This is a genomic window from Caulobacter sp. BE264 (assembly GCF_031457805.1).
Taxonomy (GTDB): domain Bacteria; phylum Pseudomonadota; class Alphaproteobacteria; order Caulobacterales; family Caulobacteraceae; genus Caulobacter.
Genome location: NZ_JAVDXI010000002.1, coordinates 490,400 through 514,366, shown reverse-complemented (window position 1 = coordinate 514,366; position 23,967 = coordinate 490,400). Strand labels below are relative to the sequence as shown.

The 23,967-nt window shown below is 68.2% G+C and carries 30 protein-coding genes and 1 pseudogene; 16 read left to right on the top strand and 15 right to left on the bottom strand.

Going from position 1 to position 23,967, the window contains the following annotated elements:
- Nucleotides 1-232: 232 nt before the first annotated feature.
- On the top strand, nucleotides 233-2,152 hold the full coding sequence (locus J2X45_RS07740) for a hypothetical protein (protein ID WP_310213350.1): 1,920 nt from the start codon (nucleotides 233-235) through the stop codon (nucleotides 2,150-2,152).
- Nucleotides 2,153-2,161: 9 nt separating this feature from the next.
- Here J2X45_RS07740 and J2X45_RS07735 read toward each other — a convergent pair whose 3' ends face one another.
- The 4 genes from J2X45_RS07735 to J2X45_RS07720 are packed head-to-tail and all read right to left on the bottom strand — an operon-like array spanning nucleotide 2,162 to nucleotide 4,828.
- Nucleotides 2,162-2,887: a class I SAM-dependent methyltransferase gene (locus J2X45_RS07735; RefSeq protein WP_310213347.1), complete on the bottom strand. Its 726-nt coding sequence runs from the start codon at nucleotides 2,885-2,887 to the stop codon at nucleotides 2,162-2,164.
- Nucleotides 2,887-3,330: a GtrA family protein gene (locus J2X45_RS07730; protein ID WP_310213346.1), complete on the bottom strand. Its 444-nt coding sequence runs from the start codon at nucleotides 3,328-3,330 to the stop codon at nucleotides 2,887-2,889. The genes J2X45_RS07735 and J2X45_RS07730 overlap by 1 nt, the downstream gene beginning before the upstream one ends.
- Nucleotides 3,327-4,319 carry a glycosyltransferase family 2 protein gene (locus J2X45_RS07725; RefSeq protein WP_310213343.1) on the bottom strand — a complete coding sequence of 331 codons (993 nt, stop codon included), beginning with the start codon at nucleotides 4,317-4,319 and terminating at the stop codon, nucleotides 3,327-3,329. Before J2X45_RS07725 ends, J2X45_RS07730 begins: the two co-directional genes overlap by 4 nt.
- A gap of 50 nt (nucleotides 4,320-4,369) precedes the next feature.
- Entirely contained in the window at nucleotides 4,370-4,828 is a 459-nt protein-coding gene (locus J2X45_RS07720; RefSeq protein ID WP_310213338.1) for an Lrp/AsnC family transcriptional regulator, read from the bottom strand.
- Between the two features lie 103 nt (nucleotides 4,829-4,931).
- Here J2X45_RS07720 and J2X45_RS07715 point away from each other — a divergent pair, with 103 nt between their 5' ends.
- From J2X45_RS07715 to J2X45_RS07700, 3 genes and pseudogenes are all read left to right on the top strand, one after another.
- The gene (locus J2X45_RS07715; RefSeq protein WP_310213336.1) at nucleotides 4,932-5,723 is read left to right on the top strand and encodes a tryptophan 2,3-dioxygenase; all 792 of its coding nucleotides are present in this window, start codon (nucleotides 4,932-4,934) and stop codon (nucleotides 5,721-5,723) included.
- Nucleotides 5,699-6,883: an aminotransferase class V-fold PLP-dependent enzyme gene (locus J2X45_RS07710; RefSeq protein ID WP_310213333.1), complete on the top strand. Its 1,185-nt coding sequence runs from the start codon at nucleotides 5,699-5,701 to the stop codon at nucleotides 6,881-6,883. Before J2X45_RS07715 ends, J2X45_RS07710 begins: the two co-directional genes overlap by 25 nt.
- Nucleotides 6,884-6,956: 73 nt before the next feature.
- A pseudogene (locus J2X45_RS07700) lies at nucleotides 6,957-7,049 on the top strand (methanol dehydrogenase); the annotation flags it as partial.
- Nucleotides 7,050-7,051: 2 nt separating this feature from the next.
- On the opposite strand, the gene J2X45_RS07695 reads toward J2X45_RS07700, so the two are convergent.
- Nucleotides 7,052-7,621, bottom strand: coding sequence for a sigma-70 family RNA polymerase sigma factor (locus J2X45_RS07695; RefSeq protein ID WP_310213331.1), 570 nt, complete (start codon nucleotides 7,619-7,621; stop codon nucleotides 7,052-7,054).
- Between the two features lie 229 nt (nucleotides 7,622-7,850).
- On the opposite strand from J2X45_RS07695, the gene J2X45_RS07690 reads away from it, so the two are divergent.
- Entirely contained in the window at nucleotides 7,851-8,210 is a 360-nt protein-coding gene (locus tag J2X45_RS07690) for a CZB domain-containing protein (RefSeq protein WP_310213330.1), read from the top strand.
- Nucleotides 8,211-8,216: 6 nt separating this feature from the next.
- On the opposite strand, the gene uvrC is transcribed toward J2X45_RS07690, so the two are convergent.
- The 3 genes from uvrC to J2X45_RS07675 are packed head-to-tail and all read right to left on the bottom strand — an operon-like array spanning nucleotide 8,217 to nucleotide 10,680.
- Nucleotides 8,217-10,133 (bottom strand): excinuclease ABC subunit UvrC, encoded by a 1,917-nt coding sequence (gene uvrC / locus J2X45_RS07685; protein ID WP_310213327.1) that lies wholly within the window; start codon nucleotides 10,131-10,133, stop codon nucleotides 8,217-8,219.
- A gap of 29 nt (nucleotides 10,134-10,162) precedes the next feature.
- On the bottom strand, nucleotides 10,163-10,441 hold the full coding sequence (locus J2X45_RS07680; RefSeq protein WP_310213325.1) for a type II toxin-antitoxin system RelE/ParE family toxin: 279 nt from the start codon (nucleotides 10,439-10,441) through the stop codon (nucleotides 10,163-10,165).
- Nucleotides 10,438-10,680, bottom strand: coding sequence for an antitoxin (locus tag J2X45_RS07675; protein WP_310213323.1), 243 nt, complete (start codon nucleotides 10,678-10,680; stop codon nucleotides 10,438-10,440). Before J2X45_RS07675 ends, J2X45_RS07680 begins: the two co-directional genes overlap by 4 nt.
- 77 nt (nucleotides 10,681-10,757) lie before the next feature.
- Between J2X45_RS07675 and J2X45_RS07670 the strand changes: the two genes are divergently transcribed.
- Complete coding sequence (locus J2X45_RS07670) at nucleotides 10,758-11,378, top strand: TIGR02466 family protein (protein WP_310213320.1); 621 nt, start codon at nucleotides 10,758-10,760, stop codon at nucleotides 11,376-11,378.
- On the opposite strand, the gene J2X45_RS07665 is transcribed toward J2X45_RS07670, so the two are convergent.
- Together J2X45_RS07665 and J2X45_RS07660 are read right to left on the bottom strand one after the other, a co-directional pair.
- On the bottom strand, nucleotides 11,359-11,745 hold the full coding sequence (locus J2X45_RS07665) for a DUF393 domain-containing protein (protein WP_310213319.1): 387 nt from the start codon (nucleotides 11,743-11,745) through the stop codon (nucleotides 11,359-11,361). The genes J2X45_RS07670 and J2X45_RS07665 overlap by 20 nt on opposite strands.
- A 42-nt stretch (nucleotides 11,746-11,787) precedes the next feature.
- Nucleotides 11,788-12,342 carry a TetR/AcrR family transcriptional regulator gene (locus J2X45_RS07660; RefSeq protein ID WP_310213316.1) on the bottom strand — a complete coding sequence of 185 codons (555 nt, stop codon included), beginning with the start codon at nucleotides 12,340-12,342 and terminating at the stop codon, nucleotides 11,788-11,790.
- Between the two features lie 68 nt (nucleotides 12,343-12,410).
- On the opposite strand from J2X45_RS07660, the gene J2X45_RS07655 reads away from it, so the two are divergent.
- Together J2X45_RS07655 and J2X45_RS07650 are read left to right on the top strand one after the other, a co-directional pair.
- On the top strand, nucleotides 12,411-12,827 hold the full coding sequence (locus J2X45_RS07655) for a hypothetical protein (RefSeq protein WP_310213314.1): 417 nt from the start codon (nucleotides 12,411-12,413) through the stop codon (nucleotides 12,825-12,827).
- The gene (locus J2X45_RS07650) at nucleotides 12,824-13,159 is read left to right on the top strand and encodes a hypothetical protein (protein ID WP_310213312.1); all 336 of its coding nucleotides are present in this window, start codon (nucleotides 12,824-12,826) and stop codon (nucleotides 13,157-13,159) included. Before J2X45_RS07655 ends, J2X45_RS07650 begins: the two co-directional genes overlap by 4 nt.
- A gap of 116 nt (nucleotides 13,160-13,275) precedes the next feature.
- Here J2X45_RS07650 and J2X45_RS07645 read toward each other — a convergent pair whose 3' ends face one another.
- Nucleotides 13,276-15,675 carry a PAS domain-containing protein gene (locus J2X45_RS07645; RefSeq protein ID WP_310213310.1) on the bottom strand — a complete coding sequence of 800 codons (2,400 nt, stop codon included), beginning with the start codon at nucleotides 15,673-15,675 and terminating at the stop codon, nucleotides 13,276-13,278.
- A gap of 59 nt (nucleotides 15,676-15,734) precedes the next feature.
- Between J2X45_RS07645 and J2X45_RS07640 the strand changes: the two genes are divergently transcribed.
- Nucleotides 15,735-16,214 (top strand): Dps family protein, encoded by a 480-nt coding sequence (locus J2X45_RS07640; RefSeq protein ID WP_310213308.1) that lies wholly within the window; start codon nucleotides 15,735-15,737, stop codon nucleotides 16,212-16,214.
- A 9-nt stretch (nucleotides 16,215-16,223) separates the two neighbouring features.
- Nucleotides 16,224-17,465, top strand: a complete 1,242-nt coding sequence (locus J2X45_RS07635; protein WP_310213306.1) for a cell wall hydrolase — start codon at nucleotides 16,224-16,226, stop codon at nucleotides 17,463-17,465.
- Nucleotides 17,466-17,479: 14 nt separating this feature from the next.
- On the opposite strand, the gene trxB is transcribed toward J2X45_RS07635, so the two are convergent.
- Nucleotides 17,480-18,487, bottom strand: a complete 1,008-nt coding sequence (gene trxB, locus J2X45_RS07630; protein ID WP_310213305.1) for a thioredoxin-disulfide reductase — start codon at nucleotides 18,485-18,487, stop codon at nucleotides 17,480-17,482.
- Between the two features lie 60 nt (nucleotides 18,488-18,547).
- Between trxB and J2X45_RS07625 the strand changes: the two genes are divergently transcribed.
- The 3 genes from J2X45_RS07625 to pseI all read left to right on the top strand — a co-directional run bounded on the left by J2X45_RS07625 (nucleotide 18,548) and on the right by pseI (nucleotide 20,143).
- A complete protein-coding gene (locus J2X45_RS07625; protein WP_310213303.1) occupies nucleotides 18,548-18,736 on the top strand; it encodes a hypothetical protein in 189 nt (62 codons plus the stop codon).
- 24 nt (nucleotides 18,737-18,760) lie between these two features.
- On the top strand, nucleotides 18,761-19,018 hold the full coding sequence (locus tag J2X45_RS07620; RefSeq protein WP_310213300.1) for a hypothetical protein: 258 nt from the start codon (nucleotides 18,761-18,763) through the stop codon (nucleotides 19,016-19,018).
- Between the two features lie 72 nt (nucleotides 19,019-19,090).
- Nucleotides 19,091-20,143, top strand: a complete 1,053-nt coding sequence (gene pseI, locus J2X45_RS07615; protein ID WP_310213296.1) for a pseudaminic acid synthase — start codon at nucleotides 19,091-19,093, stop codon at nucleotides 20,141-20,143.
- Nucleotides 20,144-20,688: 545 nt separating this feature from the next.
- Here pseI and J2X45_RS07610 read toward each other — a convergent pair.
- From J2X45_RS07610 to J2X45_RS07600, 3 genes are all read right to left on the bottom strand, one after another.
- The gene (locus J2X45_RS07610; protein ID WP_310213293.1) at nucleotides 20,689-21,003 is read right to left on the bottom strand and encodes a HigA family addiction module antitoxin; all 315 of its coding nucleotides are present in this window, start codon (nucleotides 21,001-21,003) and stop codon (nucleotides 20,689-20,691) included.
- 31 nt (nucleotides 21,004-21,034) lie between these two features.
- Nucleotides 21,035-21,322: a type II toxin-antitoxin system RelE/ParE family toxin gene (locus J2X45_RS07605; protein WP_310213291.1), complete on the bottom strand. Its 288-nt coding sequence runs from the start codon at nucleotides 21,320-21,322 to the stop codon at nucleotides 21,035-21,037.
- Between the two features lie 74 nt (nucleotides 21,323-21,396).
- On the bottom strand, nucleotides 21,397-22,257 hold the full coding sequence (locus tag J2X45_RS07600; RefSeq protein ID WP_310213288.1) for an MBL fold metallo-hydrolase: 861 nt from the start codon (nucleotides 22,255-22,257) through the stop codon (nucleotides 21,397-21,399).
- 73 nt (nucleotides 22,258-22,330) lie between these two features.
- On the opposite strand from J2X45_RS07600, the gene J2X45_RS07595 reads away from it, so the two are divergent.
- The 3 genes from J2X45_RS07595 to J2X45_RS07585 are packed head-to-tail and all read left to right on the top strand — an operon-like array spanning nucleotide 22,331 to nucleotide 23,967.
- The gene (locus J2X45_RS07595) at nucleotides 22,331-22,693 is read left to right on the top strand and encodes a metalloregulator ArsR/SmtB family transcription factor (protein WP_310213612.1); all 363 of its coding nucleotides are present in this window, start codon (nucleotides 22,331-22,333) and stop codon (nucleotides 22,691-22,693) included.
- Nucleotides 22,659-23,195 carry a rhodanese-like domain-containing protein gene (locus J2X45_RS07590; protein WP_310213285.1) on the top strand — a complete coding sequence of 179 codons (537 nt, stop codon included), beginning with the start codon at nucleotides 22,659-22,661 and terminating at the stop codon, nucleotides 23,193-23,195. The genes J2X45_RS07595 and J2X45_RS07590 overlap by 35 nt, the downstream gene beginning before the upstream one ends.
- 4 nt (nucleotides 23,196-23,199) lie before the next feature.
- The gene (locus J2X45_RS07585; protein WP_310213283.1) at nucleotides 23,200-23,967 is read left to right on the top strand and encodes a sulfite exporter TauE/SafE family protein; all 768 of its coding nucleotides are present in this window, start codon (nucleotides 23,200-23,202) and stop codon (nucleotides 23,965-23,967) included.

Genomic DNA, 23,967 nt, shown 5'->3' with positions numbered 1-23,967 from the left:
CTCCGTCCCGTGTCGCAAGGAAGAGTGGCGGAGGTTTTGGATTTTACAAGCATAAACTAATTACGGTCGTAATTATCTGGGGCGTCGTCGGCTCGCTCTCCGCGATGCGGGGGCCGAGCGCCCTGGCCGTGGTCCAGCGCAACCTTGGGACGCGGGGTTCTCAGCGGCGACTTTGCTGCTAGTAGTTTCGGACCTGCGTGGGGCGACGCGGAATCGATCGGGGCGACCTCTGATGTTCGAGAACAAGACGGCTTGGATCCGTGCAGGCGGTATCGTGCTGTGGTGCCTGGTGCTGGCGGCCGCGCTCTCGACGAACCGGATGCTGTCGCTCTCCATCGACGCCTCGTATCACCTGCAGGTGATGGAGGTGGTCCGCCGCGCCTTCCTGGTGCCGCCGGTCGGACACGAGTGGATGGCTGAGATGGTCGCCTATCCCAAGCTCAGCCACCGCTTCGCCGGCCTGTTCGCGACCCTGGGCTGGTCGGAGATCAACGCGCTTCTGATGGCTGGCGTGCTGTCGGCGGGCGTGGCGTGGCTGGTGCTGTTCGACCAGGCGCGGCGGGTGTCGCTGACCTATCTGACGATCTGCGCAGGGCTGGCCCTGATCAATGTCTACGCGTTGCGCGGCGTGATCGGCGCCGAGCTGGTGCGCAACTTCTTCTATCCGCAGATGGTCGGCGAAGCCGTGGCGGCGCTGGGCGTCGCGGGCGGGGCGGTGGTGCTGGCCCGCTCGCGGCCGCTGTTCGCCGTCTATGGCGCGGCCATGGTGCTGCTTTGCGGCTGCTTCCACCTGGTGCCGACCCTGCGCCTGTGCGGGGCGCTGATGGCGATGCTGGGACTTGGGGTTTTGCGCGACATGATCCACGCGCGCCGCATCGACGGGATGGGCCTGGCCGGCCTTGCGTTGATCGCCGCCGGCCTGCTGGGCAATCCTTTCTTCTGGAGCATGCGCTGGATGGCCGCCAACAACGGCAGCATCCATTTCGCCATGCCGATGACGTTGAACGGGCTTGCGGGGCTGTCGGCCCTGCTGGTGGCGCTGTCGGCCTGGATTTTCCTGATCGAGGCGCTGCGTCCCCCGGCCGCCGTCGAGGAGGACGCCGGCCCGACTCGCGCAGCCGTCTTGCTCGCCGCCTTGGGCGCCGGCGCCGGCGTATCTATGCTGGCCCAGTACGCCCTCTACGCCCTGCGCGGCGAGGGCTCTGAGTATGCGGTGCTCAAGCACGGGTTCGGAGTCTGCACGCTGCTGGTCTTCGTCATCCCGCTGTGGGGGATGACGGTGCTGGGCGTGCGCGGCGCGGCGTTCGAGGAGCGGTCCGGCTGGGGCGCTCGCCTGGGCGTGATCCCGGCCCTGGCGGCTCAGCTGTTGGTGATGCTGGCGGTGTTCCTGCGGCCCAGCGTCTATGACGTGCCGCAGGTCACCGCGGTGCTGCGCGATGTGCGCGAGGTGCGACTGACGCGCGGCTTGCACGGCGAGCAGGTGATGTTCTCGGCCACACAGGTTCCCGCGGTGGCGACCTATATGGGCACCATCGGCATGCTGCAGTCGCCGCACGGCGGCAATGTGCTGAGCCTGCTGGATGACGGTCGCCCCAACCGTCCTGGCGACGTGCCCTATATCGTCACCCTCGCAGGCGACGCCTATGACAAGCCCGGCTGCCGCTCCGGCGCGCCGCTGGGTCTGGTGGTGGTGGTGGTCGGCGCCTGCGTCGAGCCGCCGTCGCTGATGTTCAAGGCGGGCGGCTCCGGCGTCAGCGCGCTGCGCACGGGATGGAGCGCGCCGGAGGCGGGCGGCGTGTGGGCCGACGGGCGCCAGTCCATCGTCGAGATGCGGCTCTCTGAAGCCCAACGCAGTCTGCCGGGCGCGGTGCTGGAGGTGGCGACGTTCGCCTTTCTGCCGCTGCAGACCTCGACCCGCACGGTCACCGTCTCGGCCGGCGGCGCGTCGGAGACCTTCACCTTCAACCGCCAGAACGCCATCCGGCACGACTACCGGCTGCTGCTTCCCGCCGAGGCGCTCAAGAGCGGCGTGGTGCAGGTGGTTTTCGACACCAAGGATCCGCAGACGCCGGCCTCTCTGGGGCTAGGCGTCGACAACCGGCTGATGGGCGCAGGGCTGGAGGCGATGCGGATCGTCTCCGCCGCGCCCTGAGGCGGGCTTTTAAGCCTTCCGCGCGATCACCGCGATCGACAGGCCGAACGGCAGGCCAGGACCGGTGGCCAGCGGCGTCTCCAGCGAGAACACGCTCGCCAGGGCCTTGTTCAACGCTGCGGGCGGCATGGCGTCGTCGGCGCTCTTGTCGCCCAGCAGACGCTTGGCCGTGCGTTGCACAGCCGCCAGCGGGAACAGCAGGGTGTTGAAATAGGTGGCCGTCTCGATCGTCAGCCCCGCCGCCTCGAACAGCGCGCGATAGGCCGGCAGGCGATAGCGGCGCTTGTGGTGGTGCAGCACGTCGTGGTGGCTCCACATCCACTGATAGGCCGGAACCGTCGTCAGGATCGCGCCGCCGGGCTTGACCAGCCGCGCCAGCGCCCGGACCGAGGCGGCGTCGTCGTCGACATGCTCCACCACGTCGAAGGCGCAGACCAGGTCGAAGCTTTCGGGCGCGTAGGGCAGGCCGTCCGGCAGCAGGCCGGTGTCGACCGCCAGGCCCAGCCGCTCGCTGGCGTAGGCGCGGGACTCGTCGTCGGGCTCCAGGGCGGTGACCGCGCCGAACGCGCGCAGCAGGGGCACGTTGCCGCCGGCGCCGCAGCCGACCTCCAGAATCCGGGCGTCCGGCGGGGTCCCGATCCGTTGCAGCAGGCCGCGCAGGATCCGGCGGCGGCCCACGAACCACCAGTGGTCGGCTTCCAGGTCGCGGATGCGGTCGTAGATCAGGCGGTCCATCAGGCGTCCTTGCCGGATTTCGGGGCGTGGGCAAAGACCCAGAAGTGGCTGAGCAGGAACAGCGCGGCGGTGTAGCTCGCCACCGCCAGTCCCTGCGCGGCGGTGCTCCACAGCGCGCCGGTGGGCAGAACCAGCTTGGCGAGGGACAGGACGCCCTGGTTCAGGGCGAAGGCGGCGGCCACGGCCACGACATAGCGCAGCGGGGCCGAGCGCGCGGTCTGGCGCGCCTTGAACACGAACAGCTTGCTCAGCGCGAAGCTGACACAGATCCCGATCGCATAGCCCGCCGCGTTGGCCAGGTGCGGATCCAGACCCAGGCCTAGATCCAGGGCCAGGATGACGGATAGGCCGACCAGGGTGTTGATCACCCCCGCCAGCCCATAGCGCAGGGCCGAGGCCAGGAAGTCTCGCCGCGCGGGCGTCAGCAGGGCGGTCAGGCTCACGCGTCGAACCCGTAGCGGTCCATCACCACATAGAGCGGCCGGTTCTTCACTTCCTGATAGATGCGGGCGACGTATTCGCCCAGCGAGCCGATGGCCAGCATCTGCAGGCCAAAGCCCATCAGGATCACCACCATCAACGACGGATAGCCAGGCACGTCGCGGCCGAACAGCAGGGTGCGCAGGACGATCAATCCGGCCACGCCGCAGGCCATCACGCCCGCGATCAGGCCCACATAGCTCCAGATGCGGATCGGCACGCTGCTGAACGAGGTGAAGCCGTCCAGGGCGAAGTTCCACAGTTTCCAGTAGCGGAACGAGCTGGTTCCCGCCGCGCGCTCGGGGCGCGCATAGGGCACGGCCACCTGGTTGAAGCCGACCCAGGCGAAGAGGCCCTTCATGAAGCGGTTGCGTTCGGGCAGTTGCTTCAAGACCTCGACCACCCGGCGGTCCATCAGCCGGTAGTCGCCGGCGTTGTAGGGCAGGTTGACGTCCGACAGCTTGTTGAACGCGCGGTAGAAGCCCTGGGCCGTGGCGCGCTTGAGGAAGCCGTCCGAGGTGCGATCGACCCGCACGCCGTAGGCGACGTCCGCGCCGGCCTCCCAGGCCTCCAGAAACTGGCCGATCAGCTCGGGCGGGTCCTGCAGGTCGCAGTCGATGGGCACGACCATGTCGCCGGTCGCCGCGTCCAGCCCGGCCGACAGGGCGGTCTCCTTGCCGAAGTTGCGGGCCAGATTGATGATCTTGACGCGCGGGTCGCGCTGATGGCGGCGCAGCAGCACCGCCAGGGTGTGGTCGCGGCTGCCGTCATTGACGCAGACGACCTCGTAGGCGACGCCCAGCTTGGCCATCTCGGCGTCGATGCGGTCGAAGAACAGGTCCAGCACCTCCTGCTCGTTGTAGCAGGGGGCCACGATCGACAGCGTCTTGCCGGCGCGCGAGCGCGCGACGGCGGGCGGCGACGCGGGGAGGGGCGCAACAGGCTCAACCATGATGCTGGTTTAGCCGTGTTGCGCGCAGGAGGGGAAGGGGCGCTGCGAGGTCACAGTCCCGCGGTCACCATCCCGCCTTCCTTGATGGCCTTCATGCAGACCGTCGTGGTGTAGCGCTGGACGCCGGGCAGTTGGCTCAGCTCCTTGCGCAGCAGGTGATCCAGGTCTTCGACGTCCGCAGCGACGATCCGCAGTAGGTAGTCGCCGGCGCCGGCCGTGGAGTGACAGTCGGTGATCGCGGGGTGGCGCAGCACGGCGGCTTCGAAGGCCTCGTAGCGGGCGAACTCCACCGTGGCGAGGGCAAAGACCGTCAGCCCCTTGCCCACGGCCTTTGCGTCGATGCGCGCGTGGTAGCCGGCGATGACGCCCTGTTTCTCCAGAGCCTGCACGCGGGACCAGCAAGGGGACTTGGACAGGCCGACACGCTCGGCCAGAGCGGCGAACGAGATGCGTGCGTCCGCCTCAAGAATCCGGAGGATTGCGAGGTCGATGCGGCTGAGAACGGTCATCGTTCCGGTCTTTGTTATCTTTGCAGTACATTGTTCTAACCCGCTCGACCGTCGCAGGGCAAACGAGGACAATGTCCGCCAAGACGCCGCCTAAGGTCTCCGCATGGCGCAAGACATGACCTACGCGCGATATCTCGCGCTCGACGAACTGCTCTCGGCCCAGAAGCCCCTGAGCGACCGGCACGACGAACTGCTGTTCATCGTCATCCACCAGACCAAGGAGCTGTGGCTCAAGGAGATCCTCCACGAGGTCGCCCTGGCCATGACGCTGATCGCCGGCGGCGATGTCGAGCCGGCCTACAAGGCCCTGGCCCGGGTGTCGCGGATCCAGACGGTGATGACCCTGTCCTGGGACATCCTGGCCACCATGACGCCGGCGGATTACCTCAGTTTCCGCGATGATCTGGGCACCAGTTCTGGTTTCCAGTCGCACCAGTTCCGGGCGCTGGAATACCTCTTGGGCCTCAAGGACCAGAGCTTCCTGAAGTTCCACGCCGAGCGGCCAGAGGCCCTGGCCATGCTCAAGGCGGCGCTGGAGTCGCCCAGCCTGTATGACGTGGCCATCGCCCAGCTGCCGCGCCATGGCCTGACCGTGCCGGACAGCGCCTTGCACCGCGACTTCAGCCAGACCTATGTTCCCTCCCCCGAGATCGAGGCCGCGTGGCTGGAGGTCTATCGCGACCCCAAGCGCTACTGGGAGCTTTATCAATTGGCCGAGAAGCTCGTGGATCTGGACGACGCCCTGGTCACCTGGCGCCACAAGCACGTACTGACCGTCGAGCGGATCATCGGCGGGCGCCCCGGCACCGGGGGCACCGACGGGGTCGGCTACCTGGCCAGCACCCTGCGCCGCCGCGCCTTCCCCGAGCTGTGGTCGCTGAGGACCAAGCTCTGATGACCGCGCGCAAGGACCTGTTCTCGCGCGCGCTGTCTGCGGCCCCGAACCGCCTGCACATGGCCGCCCACAGCCACCACCTGTGGCCCGACGTGACCCTGGCCGCCCAGGTCGAGGCCTGGGAGGACGCCGCCGTCCTCGCCGACCACAAGTGGGACAAGGCCTTGGGCCAGGTCTATCCGGCCGCGCAGAGCCTGGTGGCGCGCGAGCTGAACCTGCCGTCTCCCGACACCGTGGTCTTCGCGCCCAACACCCATCTCTTGCTGGCGACCCTGGTCTCGGCGATCGACCGGCCGCATCCGGTGCGGGTGCTCTCGACCAACGGCGAGTTCCACTCGTTCCGCCGCCAGGCCCAGCGCTGGGTCGAGTCCGGCGAGATCGCCCTGACCCTGATCGACGCCCAGGCGCCCGACTTCGCCGAGCAGTTCCTGGCCGCCGCGCAGACGGGCGATCACGACCTGATTTTCGTCAGCCACGTGTTCTTCAAGACCGGCTTCGTCTTCGACCGCGTCTGGGAACTGGCCGAGCTTGCGCGCCCGCAGGGGCCGTGGGTAGTGGTCGACGGCTATCACGGCTTTCGCGCCATCCCCACCGACCTCGCGGCCGTGGCCGACCGGGTGTTCTACGTCTCGGGCGGCTACAAGTATGCGATGGCGGGGGAGGGGGCGGCGTTCCTGCACGCGCCGCCCGGCTTTGGTCCGCGCCCGGTGCTGACGGGCTGGTACGCCGAGTTTGGCGACCTTGAAGGTCCGCCCGGCGGGGTCGGCTATGTCACCGACGCTGGCCGCTTCATGGGCGCGACCTTCGACCCCTCGGGCCTCTATCGCTTTGTCGGGGCGGGGCGGATGCTGGAGGCCGAGGGCCTGACCACGCCCGCCGTGGCGGCGCATGCGCGGGCGCTGCAGGTGAGCTTGCTGGACAAGATCGCTGCGGGCGCGGCTGGAGCCTTGCGCGAAGCGGTGGTGCTGAACCCGCCGGGGAATGGCCCGCAAGCGCGGTTCCTGGCTCTGCGCCATCCCAGCGCCAACGCCTGGAAGCACGCCTTGGCGGCCAAGGGCGTGGTGGTCGACGTGCGCGACGACGTGCTGCGTGTGGGGCTGTCGGTGTACCACGACGAGGCGGATATCGTGGCGTTCTGCGGGGTGTGTGCGGGGCTGTAGGGACGCCCCCTCCGTCACGTCGCGTATCCGCGCCGCGACACCTCCCCCGCATCGCGAGGGAGGAGGAAGCACCATCCTCCCCCGTGAAACGGGGGAGGGGGACCGCCCCCGGCTCGCGCGAAGCGCGCGCCCGAGGAAAGGCTCCGCGGTGGAGGGGCGCTTAAGCCCTTAAGCCGCCAGCTGCTCCAGCGTGCGCAGCATTGAGGCCATGGCCTCGCCGGCCGGCTTGCCGTCGCGGACGTAATCGCCGGTCTCGAACAGGTTGACCAGCTCTGCGCGGGCGCGGCTGACGCGGCTCTTCACCGTGCCGACGGCCACGCCGATCATCTCGGCGGCCTCTTCATACGAGAAGCCGCCGGCGCCGATCAGGATCAGCGCCTCGCGCTGGTTCTCGGGCAGCATCATCATCGCCTGGCGCAGGTCGTCCAGGGCGATGGCGCCGTCAAAGTTCGTATTGGCCACCAGGGTGCGCTCCGCCATCTCCTGGTCCAGCGCCACCGAGCGCCAGCTGCGGCGCTTGTCGGAGTAGAACTGATTGCGCAGGATCATGAAGGTCCAGGCCTTCATATTGGTGCCCATGGTGAAGCTGCCCCGGCTGGCCCAAGCCTTGGCCACGGCCTCCTGCGCCAGATCGTCGGCCGCCGCCGCATTGCCGGTGAGCGACCGGGCGAACGCGCGCAGGTGGGGGATCAGGGCGACCAGGTCGCGCTCGAAAGTCTTCTGGGTCTGCAGGTCCATGGGGGCCTCCCTCGACAATAACTCGACCTCTACAACGAGCTGGAGCGGGGGAGGTTCCCCGGAGAACGTCGGTTGGTGAGGCGCCGCCTGTGAGATGGCGATACTCGAAGGTGTGTCCCCAAACCGGGGGAAAACGGCCTCAAGCTGTGGATGTGGGGCGGGGGTGGAAACGGTTCGGAAACCAAGGTGCGCGACATATCGCCTCATGTTTGAACCGGAAGGTTTGGCCATGGATTTCCTGGAACACGCACACCAACACACCCTGATCCGCGAGACGCTCGGCGCGGCGATTTCCGAGCAACGGTCGTTCGATGTCCGCGAGCTGAAGTCGGACCGGCTGTGCCCGACCGGCTGCTGGCTGCATGGCGAGGGCTCGCGCCGCTGGGCGGGGAACCACGCGTTCCTGAACCTTCTGGAAGCGCACCGCGAGTTCCACCTGCGGGCCGCCGAGGTGGCCGAGCTGGCCCAGCGCGGCGCGAGCGTCGAGGCCCAGCGAGCCCTGCGCAACGGCACGCCCTTCGCGCACGCCCTGGCCGACCTCAACGCCGCGTTCCGCCGGATGAAGGCGGCGGCGACGGTGGCGGCTTAAAGGGCTCTACCCCTTCCGGAAAAAACCGAAGATCCGCTCGGCCAGGGCCTGGCTGACGCCGTCGACCTTGATGAGGTCCTCGACGCTGGCGCGGCTGACGCCCTTGGCCGAGCCGAAGGCGTGCAGCAGGGCCTTTTTGCGGCCCGGACCCACCCCCTCGATCTCGTCGAGGGGGTTTTTCTTCAGGTCCATGCTGCGGCGGGTGCGGTGGGCGCCGATCGCAAAGCGGTGGGCCTCGTCGCGCAGGCGTTGCAGGTAATACAGAACCGGCGACTTGGGCTCGAGCATGAACGGGGTCTGGCCGGGGATGAAGAACCGCTCCAGCCCCGCGTCGCGGTCCGGGCCCTTGGCGACGCCGACCACGGCGATGTCGTCGACGCCCAGGTCGGCCATGATCTCGAGCGCCGCATCCAGCTGGCCCTTGCCGCCATCGACCAGCACGAGGTCGGGCCGATTGGCGTCGTCGCCCTCTTCCTCTTCCTTCACGAGGCGCGCGAAGCGGCGGCGCAGCACCTCCTTCATCATGCCGTAGTCGTCGCCGGGCGTGAGGTCGGTCGAGCGGATGTTGAACTTGCGGTACTGGCCTTTCATGAAGCCTTCGGGGCCGGCCACGATCATGCCGCCGACGGCGTTCGTGCCCTGGATGTGGCTGTTGTCATAGACCTCGATCCGCTCGGGCGGCGCGTCCAGCTTGAAGGCCTCGGCCACGCCGGCCAGCAGCTTGGTCTGGGCCGAGCCCTCGGCCATCTTGCGGCCCAGCGCCTCCTTGGCGTTGGTCAGGGCGTGGCCCACGAGATCGGCCTTCTCGCCGCGCTTGGGCACGCTGATCTCGACCTTGCGGCCGCTCTTCAGGGCGAAGGCCTCGGACAGGAGGTCGCTCTCGGCCGGCTGGACATTGGCCAGGATCAGGCGCGGGATCGGCTTGTCGTCATAGAACTGGCCCAGGAACGCGGTGATGATCCGCTGCTCCTCGGTGACGGTTTCGTCCTCGCTCTCGTCGGCATTGCCGGTGATGCGGGGGAAGTAGGCGCGGTTGCCCCAGTTCTGGCCGGCGCGGAAGAAGAACACCTGCACGCAGGCCTGGCCGCCCTCGACGTGCAAAGCGACGACGTCGGCTTCCTCGACGGTCTCGGGATTGATCTGGGTCTCCTGGGCCACGGCCGAAAGCGCGCGGATGCGGTCGCGCAGGCGGGCGGCGCGCTCGAACTCCAGGTCCTCGGCGGCCTCTTCCATCTGCTTGGCCATGCTGGCCATGACCGCGCGAGACTTGCCGCGCAGGAAGGCCTCGGCCTGGTCCACCAGGGCCTGGTAGTCGTCCTTGCCGATCAGGCCGGTGCAGGGGGCCGCGCAGCGCTTGATCTGGTAGAGCATGCAGGGCCGGTCGCGGCTGTCATAGACGCTGTCGCTGCAGGAGCGCAGCAGGAAGGCCTTCTGCAGGGTGTTGAGCGTGCGGTTCACCGCCCAGGCGCTGGCGAAGGGTCCGAAATAGTCGCCCTTGATGGTGTGGGCGCCGCGGTGTTTGCGCAGCTGCGGGGCGTCGTGGTCGCGGCGGATGACGATCTCGGGAAAGCTCTTGTCGTCGCGCAGCAGCACGTTGAAGCGCGGCTTCAGCGACTTGATCAGGTTGATCTCGAGCAGGAGCGCGTCGGCTTCGGTGCGGGTGGTGACGAACTCCATCGACCGCGTGGCGTCGACCATGTGGGCGATGCGGTTGGTGTGGAAGCGGCCTTGCGCGTACTGGACGACGCGCTTCTTCAGGCTCTTGGCCTTGCCGACGTAGAGGACCTCGTCGGCCTCGCCGATCATGCGATAGACGCCCGGCGCGTCAGGCAGGCGCGTGACCTCGTCCTTGATCAGAGCGGCGCCCGAGAGGGCGGGCGGCTGGCGGGCGGCGTCGGTGTCGGAGGCGGGGGTGTCGGTCACGGGGGCAGATATAGGCGAGTCCGGGGCGTTCAGCGACGTTCCAGGCTGTGGAAGACGCGCGACAGCGTGACCCGCTCGGCATGGATGACATATCGCAACACATAGCCGGTCGAGCTGAATTGGACGGTGAGCTCTCTCTGATTGTTGCGAATCAAGCGCCCACGCTCCGGAAACTCAGCGAGCGTCGCGGCGGTCGCGAGGATCAGCCGGACCGCGCGTTTAGAGGCGTTCGGTGCGCGAGCCGCCAGCCAGGCCCGCAGATACTCGATGTCTCGGCGGGCCGCCGCCGAGATTTCGACTGTTCTCATCCAGCGTTTCGCGGCCGCGGTTCAGGCGGCGGGAGTTCGGTGTCCGTATCCCACGACTCCACCCAGCGAATGACGTCCTCTAGCGGAATGCCGCCATCACGCTCGGTCTCTTCCGCGATGCGCTGGACGTCGTCCCAATGGGCCTCATTGTCCTCAAAGCCGGGGCGTTCCACGAAAGGCGGCTGCTGCGCGAAGACTTCGACGCCTTGCTCGGCGGCCTGGGCGGACGATGCGTCCATCTTCGGGGTTATGCTCGCGGCCATGTTCTGACTATGTTCTCTTCGTGCCCGGGCGTCAATCGCGCTATGACCCCGCCATGACCCCACGCAGCCTGTTCGTCACCCCGCTCTATGAGGCCTCCCTGGCCGGCGAGAAGGGCTTTGACGTATTTATCGACGACCTGCACGACGCCTGCGTCGCCATCGCCGAGGAGGACGAGGCCGGTCAGGCCTGGGCCTATAACAAGGGGTATCTGGGCTACACCTCCTACGCCTCGCTCAACGACCTGCCGCTGCGCGACAGCCTGTTCGCCGAGCTGAAGAAGAAGCTCGACAAGCACGCGGCCGCCTTCGCCAAGACCCTGTGCTTCGATCTGGGCGCGGGGAAGCTGGTCATGGACAGCTTCTGGATCAACATCCTGGAGCCGGGCGGCCAGCACACCGGCCATATCCACCCGCACAGCGTCATCTCCGGCACGGTCTATGTGACCATCCCGCCGGGCGCCTCGGCCATCAAGTTCGAGGATCCGCGCCTGCCGATGATGATGGCCGCCCCGACCCGTGAGGCCGACGCGCCCGAGGGTCTGCAGCCGTTCGTCTATGTCCGGCCGGCGCCCGGGGCGATCCTGATGTGGGAGAGCTGGCTGCGCCACGAGGTGACGCCCAACCAGGCCGACGAGCAGCGGATCAGCGTCAGCTTCAACTACGCTTGGCGATAGAGCCGGCCACCAGGCGCTGCAGTCTGGGTCGCACGCGCAGGAAGCGCACGTAAAGCGCCTCCAGGATCTTCAGCGCCCAGGGCGCGCGGGCGATTTGTCCGAACGGCCGCAGCAACGGGATCGCGCGCCACATCGCCGCGAAGGCCGCCGCGCCGGACAGCAGCCGGCCGTCCTCTCGGGCGTGGAAGCGGGCCAGCAGCTCGACGCGATCGATGGGGCAGACCGCGTCCTCGCTCGCCACGTCGACGAACTGGATGACGCCCCGGCGATCCAGGCGCTTCATCAGGGCGATCTCGCGCAGGCAGAGCGGGCACGCGCCGTCGAACCAGACGGTCAGGCGCGGGTCTTGGGCGGTTGCGGAGGCCATAAGATGGATATGGGCCCGCGCGTGTCTGAGCGAAAGCGGCCTCTACCCCAGACTCGCGGCTTCCAGCGCCGTCACGGCGCTCTGCACCCGCGCCTCGCCGCCGCAGACCTCCAGCAGGGCCAATCCGTCCAGCAGGGCCAGGATCGTCGCGGCCGCGCCGGGCCGGTCGGGTACCTTGGCCGGGTCCAGCCGCGCCTCGATCCAGACCAGGAACCCTTCGCCGATCTGGCGGGCGATCTCGGCGAACGGCGGCTCCCCACGTGCGGCCGCGGCGATGGCCTCGACCCACAAGCGCATGAACGGTCGGAACACCGGATCCACGACCAGCCGGGCGGCCTTCGCCGTCAGCGCGGCCTGTGACAGGCGCTGGTCGGCGGGCAGGGCGGTTTCAAGCTTTGCGGCCATGCCGCCGGCCAGGCTCTGCATGGCCTGGGCCAGGACCTCGGTCTTGTCGGCGAAGTAGTAGAGCAGCATCCGGTCGCTGACCCCGGCCGCCGCCGCCAGTTGGCGCAGGCTGGCTTGCGACAGGCCGGTGGCCAGCAGGTGGTTGGCCAGGACCGCGATCACGCGCGCGCGCTGTTCGTCCCGAACGTTCATGCCGCCTTTCCGATTGTAGCGCTCGCTACAATACGCTAGTCATGTAGCAATCGCTACATGAGGTTCCGATGCCTGAGTCCGTGTACGCCATCCTGCCCGCCAGCGCAGCCCTAGGCTTGCTGGCCGCCTTTTGGGTTATGGCCGCCAAGCCGAACCTCGGCCCGCGCGCCTGGATCGTCCCGGCGATTCTTTCGATCCTGTTCTTCGGCCTCACCGTCGACGTCATCGTCAAGGCCGGGCCGCTCGGCTTCTGGAACGAGCACCTGCGCGGGCCGTGGGGCGCGCAGATCTGGTGCGATCTTCTGCTCGCGGCGGGAGTCGCCGCCGCGCTGCTGCTGCCGCGCGCTCGGGCGGTGGGCATGCGGCCAATCCCCTGGATGCTGGCCGTGCTGGCCGGCGGCTCGATCGGCCTTCTGGCCATGATGGCCCGCTGCCTGTTCCTTGAAGTCCGCGTCGCCAACGCCTCGAAGGAGACCGTCCGGTGATCCCGTTTCGCCTGTTCCTGCTGACCTGCCTGGTCGTCATCGTCGGCTACACCAGCGTCACCATCGCCAACCACGGCTGGAACCTAGTCCCGATCTTCTTCGGCGACATGGCCGCCATGGGCTGGCCGGGGCAGTTCAACCTCGAGTTCTTCTGCTTTCTTCTGCTGTCGGGCCTGTGGGTCTCTTGGCGCGGCCGCTTCCGTCCCGCGGCCCTTGGTCTAGGCGTGCTGGCGGTGTTCGGCGGGATGCTGTTCCTGTCGATCTATCTCCTGATCGCCCTGTCGCGCTCGAAGGGCGACATGCACCAGGTGCTGCTGGGCGACCGCGCCTGAACCGTCAGAGCGTGAGGCCGAAAGTGGGAACCGGTTTCGGCTATTCTCACGCTCAAAGTGTTTGATTTAGAGCCTTTTTAACGCCTGAAATCGATTCCGATTTCAGGCTAAAGGCTCTAGTGCGGCCGCGCCTGCGCCAGGGCCTGGGCCAGGGTCTCCAGCGAGAACGGCTTGCTGATGAAGGGCCAGTCGCCCGCCCGGGCTCGGCTCTGGTCGCCGCCTGTATAGCCCGAGCACAGCACCACCGGCAGACCCGGACGTGTGGCGGCCAATTGCTCGGCCAGATCCACGCCGCTCTTGCCGCCCGGCATGATCACGTCGCTCAGCACCAGCTGGATGCCGTCGTCCTGATCCAGGCGCGAGAGGGCTTCATCGACCCCGCTGGCGCGGACGACCGAGTGCCCGAGGTCATGCAACATGGCGTCGACCAGCTCGGCGACCTGGGGGTCATCCTCCACCAGCAGTACGCGAGACGGCGTCTGGGCGCCGATATGGTCTACGCGAGGCAGGCTTTCACTCGCCGTATCGCCTTCGCTGACCGGCAGCAGCAGGGCGACGGTCGCGCCTTGTCCCGGCGTGCTCTCGATCAGCACCGAGCCACCGCTCTGGCGGGCGAAGCCATACACTTGCGACAGACCCAGGCCCGTGCCTTCGCCCGGCGGCTTGGTGGTGAAGAACGGCTCGACCGCCCGGGCGATGGTCGCTGGGTCCATGCCTGAGCCGGTGTCGCGGACGGCGATACGCAGATACTGGCCGGGTTCCAGCTCACCGTCGCGGCGGTCCAGGATCACCGGACGGGACTCGATGCTGACTTCGCCGCCGGGCGGGGTGGCGTCGCGGGCGTTGACCACCAGGTTGAGCAGGGCGGCTTCGAACTGACCCGCGTCGATGCGGGCGCTGCGAACCCCCGCGCCCAGGCGCAGATGGAAGGTGTAGGCGTCCCCCAGCGCGCGCTTGAGCAGCCCCTCGCTCTCGGCGATCAGCCGGTCCACGCGGCACACCTCCGGCTTCAGGGGCTGGCGCCGCGCGAAGGCCAGCAGGTGCTGGGTGAGCTTCTCGCCGCGCTTGGCCGCCGCCAGGGCCGCGCCGACCATGCGCTCGCGGCGCCGGGCGTCGTCGGGGTGGCGCTCGACCACGTCCAGGGCGCCGATGATCACTGTCAGCAGATTGTTGAAGTCGTGGGCGACGCCGCCGGTCAGCTGGCCGATGGCCTCCAGCTTCTGCGACTGCAGCAGGGCCGCCTGGGCCACGTCACGCTCGGCGACCGCGGCGGCGACCCGCTCCTCCAGAAGCTCGTTCATGCCGGTCAGATTGGCCTCGGCCTGCTTGGCCTCGGTCGTGTCGAAAGCCATGCCGATGAAGCCGGCGAACGCGCCGGAGGGGTCATGGCGCGGCTGCGAGAACGACTTCAGCCAGCGCCATTCGCCGTCCGCGCGACGATACCGCGCCTCGAGGCTGAACGGCTTGCGCGAGGCCTCTCCGGCCACCTGCTCCTTGAGCAGGCGCGGCAGGTCTTCCGGAAAGATCCGGGTCCGCCAGTCGAGGTTGAGGGCTTCGTCATAGGTAAGGCCCGCAAAGGCGACATAGGCGTTGTTGACGAACTCGCGCACGCCGCCGGGGCGCGTCACCCACATCAAGGCCGGGGCGCTGTCGGCCAGGGCCCGGAACCGCGCCTCGCTCTCGCGCACCTCGGCTTCGGCGCGGCGGCGATTGGTGACATCGAAGTTCAGGCCGATCATCCGCACAGGTCGGCCGGTCGCGTCGCGCAGCACCTCGCCCCGCCCGTGCACCCAGCGCTCGCCATTGCTGGTGTCGGCCAGGCGGTACTCGACCTCGTAGTCCGTCAGATTGTTCAACCCGCCGAACACCACGGCTTCCGTCATCGCCCGGTCGTCGGGATGCACGAAGCGAGGCAGGTCGGCCAGGATGATGTCGGCATTTTCCGGGATGCCCAGGTTTCGTCGGGCGGCTGGCGACAGGTAAAGTTCGCCGGTGGCCAGGTCATAGTCCCACGGGCCCACGCCCGCAGCCGTCTGGGTGACCCGCAGCCTGGCCTCGGCGTCGGCCCGTTCGGCGCGAGCGCTGGCCAGGCCGTGCATCGCACCCCGCAGCCCTTCGGCGACCGCCACGACCATCGCGCCGCAGATCAGATAGATGACCATGGTCGACAGCTCGTCGCTGGTCAGCGGTTCGCCGTAGCGCCCGCCCCAGAGCCACCAGCCGAAGACCGCGCCGGCGAGGGTGGGGATCACGCCCCAACGCCAACCCGCGTAGAGCGTGACCAGCATGATGGCCGGGAAGAAGGGTTGGGTCGCGCCCACGCCCCCGCTCAACCCCAACAGGCTGATGCGCATCAGGATGGCCATGGCCACGCCGATGATTGCGGCGATCGCGCACCGCCAGGCCGGCGGCGGAACCCGAGGGATGAGCCAGGCGCTAACCAGCGCGTGGATACGTCCGTGGTCGTCGGAGGCGCGGATCGGGTTGTCTTTCTTCTCCATCCCCGCTCCAGGCAAAGATGTCTTGCCAAGAGGATGGACACGCTTACCTAAGACACGCAACACGGGAGATCACCATGGCCGCCGCTTTGAACACCGGGCTGACCGCGAAACAGCGCACCGATATCGCTGCGTCGCTCAACAAGGTGTTGGCCGACAGCTATGCCCTGTATCTGAAAACGCACGGCTATCACTGGAATGTCCGCGGGCCGAACTTCCAGTCGCTGCACGTGCTGCTTGAAGGCCAGTACCAGGAAGAGTGGGCCGCGCTGGACGCGATCGCCGAGCGGATCCGCGCCCTGGGCGAACTGGCCCCGCAAGGCTACGCCGCCTTCGGCAACCTCTCCAGCCTCAAGGACGGCGATCCCGAGCAGGACTGGGAAGGCATGATCGGGGAACTGAAGGCCGACAACGAGACCGTCATCCGCACCTTGCGCGAGGCGATGCCAATCGCCGAAGACGCGGGCGACGAAGCCACCGCCGACCTTTTGACCCAGCGGCTGCAGGCGCACGAAAAGCACGCCTGGATGCTGCGCTCCACCCTCGGCGTAAAGTAGCCGTCCCGCGTGCGGGCGGACACTCTGACCCAGCCGCAAGCCTGGAAGGCCGTCACCGCCCTTGGGGTGGTGTGCGGCCTTTCGGCATGCGCGACCTACTACATCCCCGCAGGCTCCGGCCGCGACGCGGGCCTGATGCGCGTCACCGCCAGCTTCAGCGAGCGGGGCCTCCAGCGCTATGTCGCCAACATGGATCCGGCCATGCTGGCGCTGGCGCGGCGGCACGACCCGCGCCCGCACACAGACTACTGGGGGCGGGTGCCCGGCTGGGAAGTGATCCGCCTGAAGGACATTCCGCGCCTCGGCGATCGGGATCCGGACTTCGAGGCCGCGCGGTTGATCAATGCGCTGCGGCCGACGATCGATGAGGAGCTTGAGGTCGCCAAGCCGTTCGTCCTGACGGGCACGGCCGACGCGCGCGCCCGGGCGCTGCAGTGCCTGACCCAGGCGGTCTACTATGAGGCCGGGTTTGAGCCCGGCGAGGGGCAGATGGCCGTGGCCCAGACGGTGATCAACCGCATGCGCCATCCCGGCTACCCGAAGTCGATCTGCGGCGTGATCTACGAAGGCGCGGCGCGCACCACGGGCTGCCAGTTCAGCTTCGCCTGCGACGGCTCGCTGGCGCGCGCGCCGGTGCCAGCGATCTGGGCCAACGCCCAGGCGGTGGCCAAGCGCGCCCTGAACGGTTTCGTGTTCAAGCCTGTGGGCGTGGCCACCCACTATCACGCCGACTACGTCTCGCCCTACTGGGCGCCGACCCTGGTCAAGCTCAAGCAGTTCGGCCAGCACGTCTTCTATCGCTGGACCGGGCCGTCCGGCACCCTCCAGGCCTTCAGAGGCCGCTATTCGGGCAATGAGACGGTCAGCGCCGATATCCTGATGGCCGCCGACCCCCGCACGCTGGAGGCCGCCCCGGCCGAGGTGCTGGCGGCTCAGACCGCGCCGGCCGCCGCCACGACGGTCGCAACGGGGGCGGCCGCCCAGATGTTGGGGGTTTCGAACCTCGTCCTGCCCGACGCCAAGCTGGTGGCGGTGCCCGACGCCAACTCGCCGACCGGCGAGCGGGTGACGGTGCAAGGCACCGTGGCCGGCCGCCGGATCCCGACCGCAGACGAGATCGCGCGGATCAACAAGGCGCTGGAAGCGGTCGCCGGGCCGCAACCGCCGACGGCCGAGGCCCCGCCCGCGCCGCCGGCTCCGCCGCCAAAGCCCAAGCCTCGGCCGCCGAGTCTGCTCAATCCGTTGAACTAGGGGGCGCTAAACCCTCACCAGACCCCGATCTTGTTGGCCTCTTCGTGGCTGATCGGGTGGTGGGCGGCCTTGTGGTCTTCCTCGGCCAGGAAGCGCACGGCCTCCAGGGCGGCCATGCAGCCCATGCCGGCGGCGGTGACGGCTTGGCGATAGACGTCGTCGGTGACGTCGCCGGCGGCGTAGACGCCCTCGATCGCCGTCGATGCCGTGCCCGGCTTCACCTTCAGATAGCCGCCCGGACCGGTCTCCAGCTGGCCGGCGAACAGCTCCGACGACGGCGCGTGGCCGATAGCGATGAACACCCCGTCGGCGGCGACCTCCTGGGTCTCGCCGGTCTTGACGTTCTTCAGACGGGCGCCGGTGACGCCCATGGGATCGGTCTGGCCCAGGACCTCGTCGATAACGCTGTCCCAGATCACCTCGATCTTCGGATGGGCCAGGAGGCGCTCTTGCAAGATCTTCTCGGCCCGCAGCTCGTCCTTGCGGTGCACCAGGGTCACCTTGCTGGCGAAGCTCGTCAGGAACAGGGCCTCTTCCACGGCCGTGTTGCCGCCGCCGACCACGATGACGTCCTTATTGCGATAGAAGAAGCCGTCGCAGGTGGCGCAGGCGCTGACGCCGAAGCCCTGGAACTTGGCTTCGCTGTCCAGGCCCAGCCACTTGGCCTGGGCGCCGGTGGCGATGATGATCGTCTCGGCGATCCAGTCCTGGCCGCTGTCGGTCTTCACCGTGAACGGGCGCTTGGACAGGTCGACGCTGGTGACGATGTCGCTGACGAACTCGGTGCCGACATGCTCGGCCTGGGCCCGCATCTGGTCCATCAGCCAGGGGCCCTGGATGACGTCGGCGAAGCCCGGATAGTTCTCGACATCGGTCGTGATGGTCAGCTGCCCACCGGGCTGGATGCCGGCGATCAGCACGGGCTTCAGCAGGGCGCGGGCGGCGTAGATGGCGGCGGTGTAGCCGGCGGGACCTGATCCGATGATCAGGCAGCGGGTCCGGCGAGGGGAGAGCGTAGACATGGGCGGAGATATAGTGTGGATTCTCCGTAGTGGCGACATAAGCCACGGGAGGAAAACCTGATGAAGCTCGGAGTTCTGCTGGGCGTGGCGATCGTCGCCCTGTTCGCGGGCCTGGCCAATGTTTGGTTCGGCGACATGCGCGTCGGTCTGGGCCTGGTGGCCATGTTTATGATGGTCGCCGGCTATTCGGCGTGGCAAGGCAAGAAAGAGTACGACGCGCGACCGCGCGGCGGGCCGATCACGGAGTAGGATCGGCTGGTTGAGGGGGACGTTATGAAAGCTGGTTTGCCGGTGGGCTTGGGCGTGGGTATCGCGCTGGGTGTTGCGCTGGGTGTCGCGCTCGACAATCTGGCCCTGGGACTTGCTCTGGGCGTTGCTTGTGGCGGCGGCTTCGGAGCGATGGGCCACGCGGCCACGGTGGCCTCACAGAAGAAAGACCAGAAAAGCGGCGATGGCGGCGTCGTCGCCGACGGCGGCTCCAGCGATTCCAGCGGCGACTGCAGCGCAGATGGCGGCGGCGGCTGCGATTGACGGCTCGTCCACCTTTGGCGGGTTAAGCTGGGGGCAACCACGTTTCCGGGCCGTCGCCCGAGGAGCACGCCCATGTCCGCGCCCTTCATCGAAATCGCCGGCCGCAAGATCGGCGCTGACCATTCGCCCTATGTGATCTGCGAGCTGTCGGGAAACCACAACGGCAGCCTCGATCGCTGCCTGGCCATGGTCGACGCCGCCGCCGACACCGGCTGCGACGCCATCAAGATCCAGACCTACACCGCCGACACCATCACGCTGGACGTCGACCGGCCCGAGTTCAAGATTCACGGTGGGCTGTGGGACGGGCGGACGCTGTACGAGCTCTACGAAGAAGCCCACACGCCGTTCGAGTGGCATGCGGCGATCTTCGAGCGGGCCCGTCAGCGCGGTGTGACGATCTTCTCCAGCCCGTTCGACGAGACCGCCGTCGACCTGCTCGACAGCCTGGGCGCGCCGGCCTTCAAGATCGCCTCGTTCGAGGCCGTCGACCTGCCGCTGATCAAGTACGCCGCCGCCAAGGGCAAGCCGCTGATCATCTCGACCGGCATGGCCAACCTGACCGAGATGCAGACCGCGTTGGACACGGCCCTGACCGCCGGCGCGCCGGGCGTGCTGCTGCTGCACTGCGTGTCGAGCTATCCGGCCACGTTCGCTGACGCGAACGTTCGGACTGTCCCGGACATGGCCGCGCGCTTCGGCTGCCCGATCGGCCTGTCGGACCACACGCCGGGCACGGCCGCCTCGGTGGCGGCGGTCAGCCTGGGCGCCTGCGCCGTCGAAAAGCACTTCACCCTGGCCCGCGCCGACGGCGGTCCCGACGCCGCCTTCAGCCTGGAGCCCGCCGAGTTCAAGGCCCTCGTGGACGACACCAAGAACGCCTGGGCGGCGCTCGGTCGCGCGCACTATGACGTGCTGGGCTCGGAGGCGACGTCCTTGCTGTTCCGCCGCTCGCTGTACGTCACCGCCGACGTCAAGAAGGGCGAGCCCCTGACGCGGGCCAATGTCCGCTCGGTCCGCCCCGGCAACGGCCTGCCGCCCGCCGATCTCGACAAGGTGCTGGCCGGCAAGGCCGCCCGCGACCTTTGCCGCGGTGAGCCGCTGGACTGGTCGATGGTCGGGTAGGGGCTACAGCTTGTCGGTGTACACCTAACAGGGTACTTTAAGGTAGATGCGAGATTCGCGTCCGGATCCTGCACTCCCGATGTCGTCTGCTCCCGAGCAGGCGCGAATGCGGTAGCTATAGCTAGATCCAATCGCCCCAACGGCTTTGCCTTGGGGCTTTTTCATGCGCCAAAGCTCAGGCCACGCTCGGAAATCCCCTGCCTCGTTTCAACGGGACGGGCACCTTCTGCGCGTGTCTAGCTTCAGCGTTCCTGAGACCAAGGTCGCTTTGATTTCTTGAAGCAGCCGCTCTTCAAGGCTCAGTCATGACGAAGTTGCAGACGAAGGTTGACGTGAAGGTCGACGTCGCCGCCATCGTGCGGTGGATCGTCTTCCTGATCGTGTTCCTAGCGCGCTGACGCACGCCCCGCTCAGGGGTGTCTCAATTTCATCACTGGTGTCGAGAGCGCTCGATGACTCACGCCTATGCTTCGGGTTGAGTTTTCGAGCGATAAAGCGGAGCTATGCCTATGGATTGGTGAGCCGTAGGTCTCATAAATGGTGGGTTAAGCCGCGAACGGTTCGATGCTGGCGATGTCGGGCGCGACGCCTCGCTTGGCCATTTCCAGGTCGTAGCGGTTCTGCAGATTGAGCCAGAACTGCGCGCTGGCGCCGAAGAGGCGCTCCAGGCGCAGAGCGGTGTCGATGGTCACCGGGGTTTGCCCTCGAACAAGCTTCTCGATCCGGGGGCGAGCGATATGCAGCCGTGCTGCGACGCGGCCAGGCGTAAGGCCATAGGGCTTCAGGAACTCTTCCAGCAGGATCTCGCCCGGATGGACCGGGGCGAGGGGATCGTTGTCCTGCACGATATCCATGCTCATCACCTGGCTCCTTCGAAAGCGCCACTGGCGCTCAGTGATAATCCACGAACTCGACATCCGCCGGTCCGGCTTCGGTCCAGACAAAGACCAGCCGGAACTGATCGTTCACCCGGATCGAATGCTGACCCTTACGGTCTCCGGACAAGGCTTCGAGCCGATTGCCCGGCGGCGTGCGAAGGTCGTTAAGGACGACGGCGGCTTCCAGCATCTCCAACTTGCGCTTGGCGACCCTGATGAGGTCGGACGGAAAACCTTTTCCGGGGGGCAGCCCTGCGAGGATGGCCTTCGCGCGCGGGTCCTTGAAGCTCTGGATCGCCATCGCCCTCTCCAAGGTGACCTGTATCACGTCGCGACACAAACATCAAGGGTGCGTGTCGCGTCGTGATACGGTCCCTAAGCCGCCCAGGTCACCGGCAGGCGCAGGAAGACGTTTCCCGCCGCCGTGGGCTCGGGCAGGGCGCCGGCGCGGATGTTCACCTGCAGCGAGGGCAGGATCAGGGTCGGGGCGGCCAGGGTGGCGTCGCGGGCCTGGCGCATGGCTACGAAGTCGTCCTCCTGCGCGCCGCCGCCCACATGGATGTTGCGCGCCCGTTCCTCGGCCACCGTCGTCTCCCAGCGGAACGTGTCGCGGCCGGCCGGCAGGTAGTCGTGGCCGACGAAGACCCGGGTTTCCGGCGGCAGGGCCAGCACCTTCTGGATCGAGCGGTACAGCGTGCGCGCGTCGCCGCCGGGGAAGTCGGCCCGGGCGGTGCCGTAGTCGGGCATGAACAGGGTGTCGCCCACGAAGGCGGCGTCGCCGATGCGATAGGTCAGGCAGGCCGGCGTGTGACCCGGCGTGTGCAGCGCCTCGATCGAGAGCTCGCCCAGCGGCAGGACGTCGCCTTCCTCCATCAGCACGTCGAACACCGCGCCGTCGGGGCTGGCGTCGGACTCGAACACCGGGATGAAAGTCTTCTGGACCTCGGTGATCCTGGCGCCGATCACGATCTTGGCGCCCGTCTGGCGGCGGATCAGGTCGGCGGCCGACAGGTGGTCAGCGTGGGCGTGGGTCTCCAGGACATAGGCCAGATGCAGGCCCTGGTCGCGCACCGCCGCCAGCAGGGCGTCGGCCGAAGCGGTGGAGAGCTTGCCCGCCTTGGGTTCGAAATCCAGCACCGGGTCGATGATCGCCGCGGTCTTGGTGGCCGGATCGACCACCAGATAGCTGGCGGTGAAGGTCGCGGTGTCGAAAAACGCTTGAACGTCGGGTCGCATGGTCTGAGCCTCCTTGCAGCACGGCCTTCATATAAGGGCTTGCTAATTTAGCATAAGCTAATATATGGCGCTCATGTTCGATCTCTCGCGTTTCTCCGTCAGCCAGTTCGAGGCCAGCGCCGCCGAAGCCGCCAAGCTTCTGCGCGCCCTGGGCAATGAGCGGCGGTTGATGATCCTGTGCCAGCTCGCCGAGGGCGAACGGTCGGTGGGGCAGATCCAGCCCCTGGTCGGCCTGTCGCAATCGGCCTTGTCCCAGCACCTGGCGGTGCTGCGCGACGAGGGCGTCGTGGCCGCGCGCCGCGAAGCCACCACGGTCTGGTACCGGATCGCCGACCCCGCCGCCCTCAAGGTGGTGGCGACGCTCGCGGAGATCTTTTGTCCTCCAGCCGAAAGCGCCCCCCATGACCACGCTTCCTCCCACCTCGCTGAAACCTGAAGACGCCGCCCAGCGCCTGGCCGATGGCCGGGCCGTGCTGGTCGACATCCGTGAAGCCGACGAGTTCGCCCGCCGCCGCGCCCGCGGCGCGCTGTCGCGTCCGCTGTCGTCCCTCGAGAGCCAAGGCCTCGGTCTGCCCGACGCGCGCGAGGTGATCTTCACCTGCCGCACCGGCATGCGCACCGGCGCCAACGGCCAGCGCCTGGCCAATGTCTGCGGCGGTCGCGCCTTTGTCGTCGAGGGCGGTCTCGACGCCTGGGACGCCGCCGGCCTGCCCGTCGAACACAACGCCAAGGCCCCGCTGGAGATGATGCGCCAAGTCCAGATCGTCGCCGGCCTGCTGGTGCTGGTCGGTGTGGTGCTGGGCCTTGCGGTCTCGCCGCTGTTCTTCGGGATCGCCGGTTTCGTCGGCGCGGGCCTGACCTTCGCAGGCGCCACCGGCTTCTGCGGCATGGCCCGCCTGCTAGCCCTGGCGCCCTGGAACCGTCCGGCGGCGGCCTGAGGCCATGGATCCCACCCTGCTGACCGCCGCCCTGAGCGGCGCCCTGGTCGCGTTGCTGCTGACCCTGTTCGGCGGCGGCGGATCGGTGCTGGCCACGCCTTTGCTGCTCTATGTCGTCGGCGTGCGCGACCCGCACGTGGCGATCGGCACCTCGGCCGCGGCCGTGGCGGTCAACGCCGCCGTGGGCCTCGCGGCCCAGGCCAAGGCCGGGCGCGTCAAGTGGCCCTGCGCCCTGACCTTCGGCGCGCCGGGCCTCGTCGGTTCGCTGCTGGGCGCGCATCTGGCCAAGGCGGTCAACGGCCAGCACCTCTTGGCCTGGTTCGCCCTGGCCATGGCGGCGGTGGGCCTGTCGATGTTCCGCGCGCCCAGCTCGCCGGGCGATCCCGACGTCCAGATCGACCCGACCAAGGCCTCGCGGCTGGTCCCGGTCGGGGCGGCGACGGGGCTGGCCGCCGGCTTCTTCGGCATCGGCGGCGGCTTTCTGATCGCGCCCGGCCTGATGGCGGCCACCGGCATGACCCTGGCCAACGCGGCCGCCTCGTCCCTGGTCTCGGTGACCCTGTTCGGGGCGGCGACCAGCCTCAGCTACGCCGCTTCGGGCCTGGTCGACGGCCGGCTGTTCCTGGCCCTGATCGTCGGCGGCGCCGGCGGCGTGGCGATCGGCGCCAAGCTGGCCCCGCGCCTGGCCGCCCGCGCCCTGCTGGCGCGGCGACTGTTCGCCGTGATGATCGTCGCCACGGCGGCCTATGTCGCCTGGCGCGCCCTGGCCTGA

Excerpts from the sequence above, each read along its gene's own strand:
- J2X45_RS07665 (WP_310213319.1), bottom strand. The coding sequence starts at position 11,745 with ATGGCCTCCGCAACCGCCCAAGACCCGCGCCTGACCGTCTGGTTCGAC.
- J2X45_RS07590 (WP_310213285.1), top strand. The coding sequence starts at position 22,659 with ATGACCACGCTTCCTCCCACCTCGCTGAAACCTGAAGACGCCGCCCAG.
- J2X45_RS07715 (WP_310213336.1), top strand. The coding sequence starts at position 4,932 with ATGGCGCAAGACATGACCTACGCGCGATATCTCGCGCTCGACGAACTG.
- J2X45_RS07655 (WP_310213314.1), top strand. The coding sequence starts at position 12,411 with ATGCCTGAGTCCGTGTACGCCATCCTGCCCGCCAGCGCAGCCCTAGGC.
- J2X45_RS07675 (WP_310213323.1), bottom strand. The coding sequence starts at position 10,680 with ATGGACGCATCGTCCGCCCAGGCCGCCGAGCAAGGCGTCGAAGTCTTC.
- J2X45_RS07585 (WP_310213283.1), top strand. The coding sequence starts at position 23,200 with ATGGATCCCACCCTGCTGACCGCCGCCCTGAGCGGCGCCCTGGTCGCG.
- J2X45_RS07670 (WP_310213320.1), top strand. The coding sequence starts at position 10,758 with ATGACCCCACGCAGCCTGTTCGTCACCCCGCTCTATGAGGCCTCCCTG.
- J2X45_RS07600 (WP_310213288.1), bottom strand. The coding sequence starts at position 22,257 with ATGCGACCCGACGTTCAAGCGTTTTTCGACACCGCGACCTTCACCGCC.
- J2X45_RS07680 (WP_310213325.1), bottom strand. The coding sequence starts at position 10,441 with ATGAGAACAGTCGAAATCTCGGCGGCGGCCCGCCGAGACATCGAGTAT.
- J2X45_RS07740 (WP_310213350.1), top strand. The coding sequence starts at position 233 with ATGTTCGAGAACAAGACGGCTTGGATCCGTGCAGGCGGTATCGTGCTG.
- J2X45_RS07690 (WP_310213330.1), top strand. The coding sequence starts at position 7,851 with ATGGATTTCCTGGAACACGCACACCAACACACCCTGATCCGCGAGACG.
- J2X45_RS07640 (WP_310213308.1), top strand. The coding sequence starts at position 15,735 with ATGGCCGCCGCTTTGAACACCGGGCTGACCGCGAAACAGCGCACCGAT.
- J2X45_RS07595 (WP_310213612.1), top strand. The coding sequence starts at position 22,331 with ATGTTCGATCTCTCGCGTTTCTCCGTCAGCCAGTTCGAGGCCAGCGCC.
- J2X45_RS07620 (WP_310213300.1), top strand. The coding sequence starts at position 18,761 with ATGAAAGCTGGTTTGCCGGTGGGCTTGGGCGTGGGTATCGCGCTGGGT.
- J2X45_RS07625 (WP_310213303.1), top strand. The coding sequence starts at position 18,548 with ATGAAGCTCGGAGTTCTGCTGGGCGTGGCGATCGTCGCCCTGTTCGCG.
- J2X45_RS07660 (WP_310213316.1), bottom strand. The coding sequence starts at position 12,342 with ATGAACGTTCGGGACGAACAGCGCGCGCGCGTGATCGCGGTCCTGGCC.
- J2X45_RS07610 (WP_310213293.1), bottom strand. The coding sequence starts at position 21,003 with ATGAGCATGGATATCGTGCAGGACAACGATCCCCTCGCCCCGGTCCAT.
- J2X45_RS07720 (WP_310213338.1), bottom strand. The coding sequence starts at position 4,828 with ATGACCGTTCTCAGCCGCATCGACCTCGCAATCCTCCGGATTCTTGAG.
- J2X45_RS07695 (WP_310213331.1), bottom strand. The coding sequence starts at position 7,621 with ATGGACCTGCAGACCCAGAAGACTTTCGAGCGCGACCTGGTCGCCCTG.
- pseI (WP_310213296.1), top strand. The coding sequence starts at position 19,091 with ATGTCCGCGCCCTTCATCGAAATCGCCGGCCGCAAGATCGGCGCTGAC.
- J2X45_RS07605 (WP_310213291.1), bottom strand. The coding sequence starts at position 21,322 with ATGGCGATCCAGAGCTTCAAGGACCCGCGCGCGAAGGCCATCCTCGCA.
- J2X45_RS07735 (WP_310213347.1), bottom strand. The coding sequence starts at position 2,887 with ATGGACCGCCTGATCTACGACCGCATCCGCGACCTGGAAGCCGACCAC.
- trxB (WP_310213305.1), bottom strand. The coding sequence starts at position 18,487 with ATGTCTACGCTCTCCCCTCGCCGGACCCGCTGCCTGATCATCGGATCA.
- J2X45_RS07725 (WP_310213343.1), bottom strand. The coding sequence starts at position 4,319 with ATGGTTGAGCCTGTTGCGCCCCTCCCCGCGTCGCCGCCCGCCGTCGCG.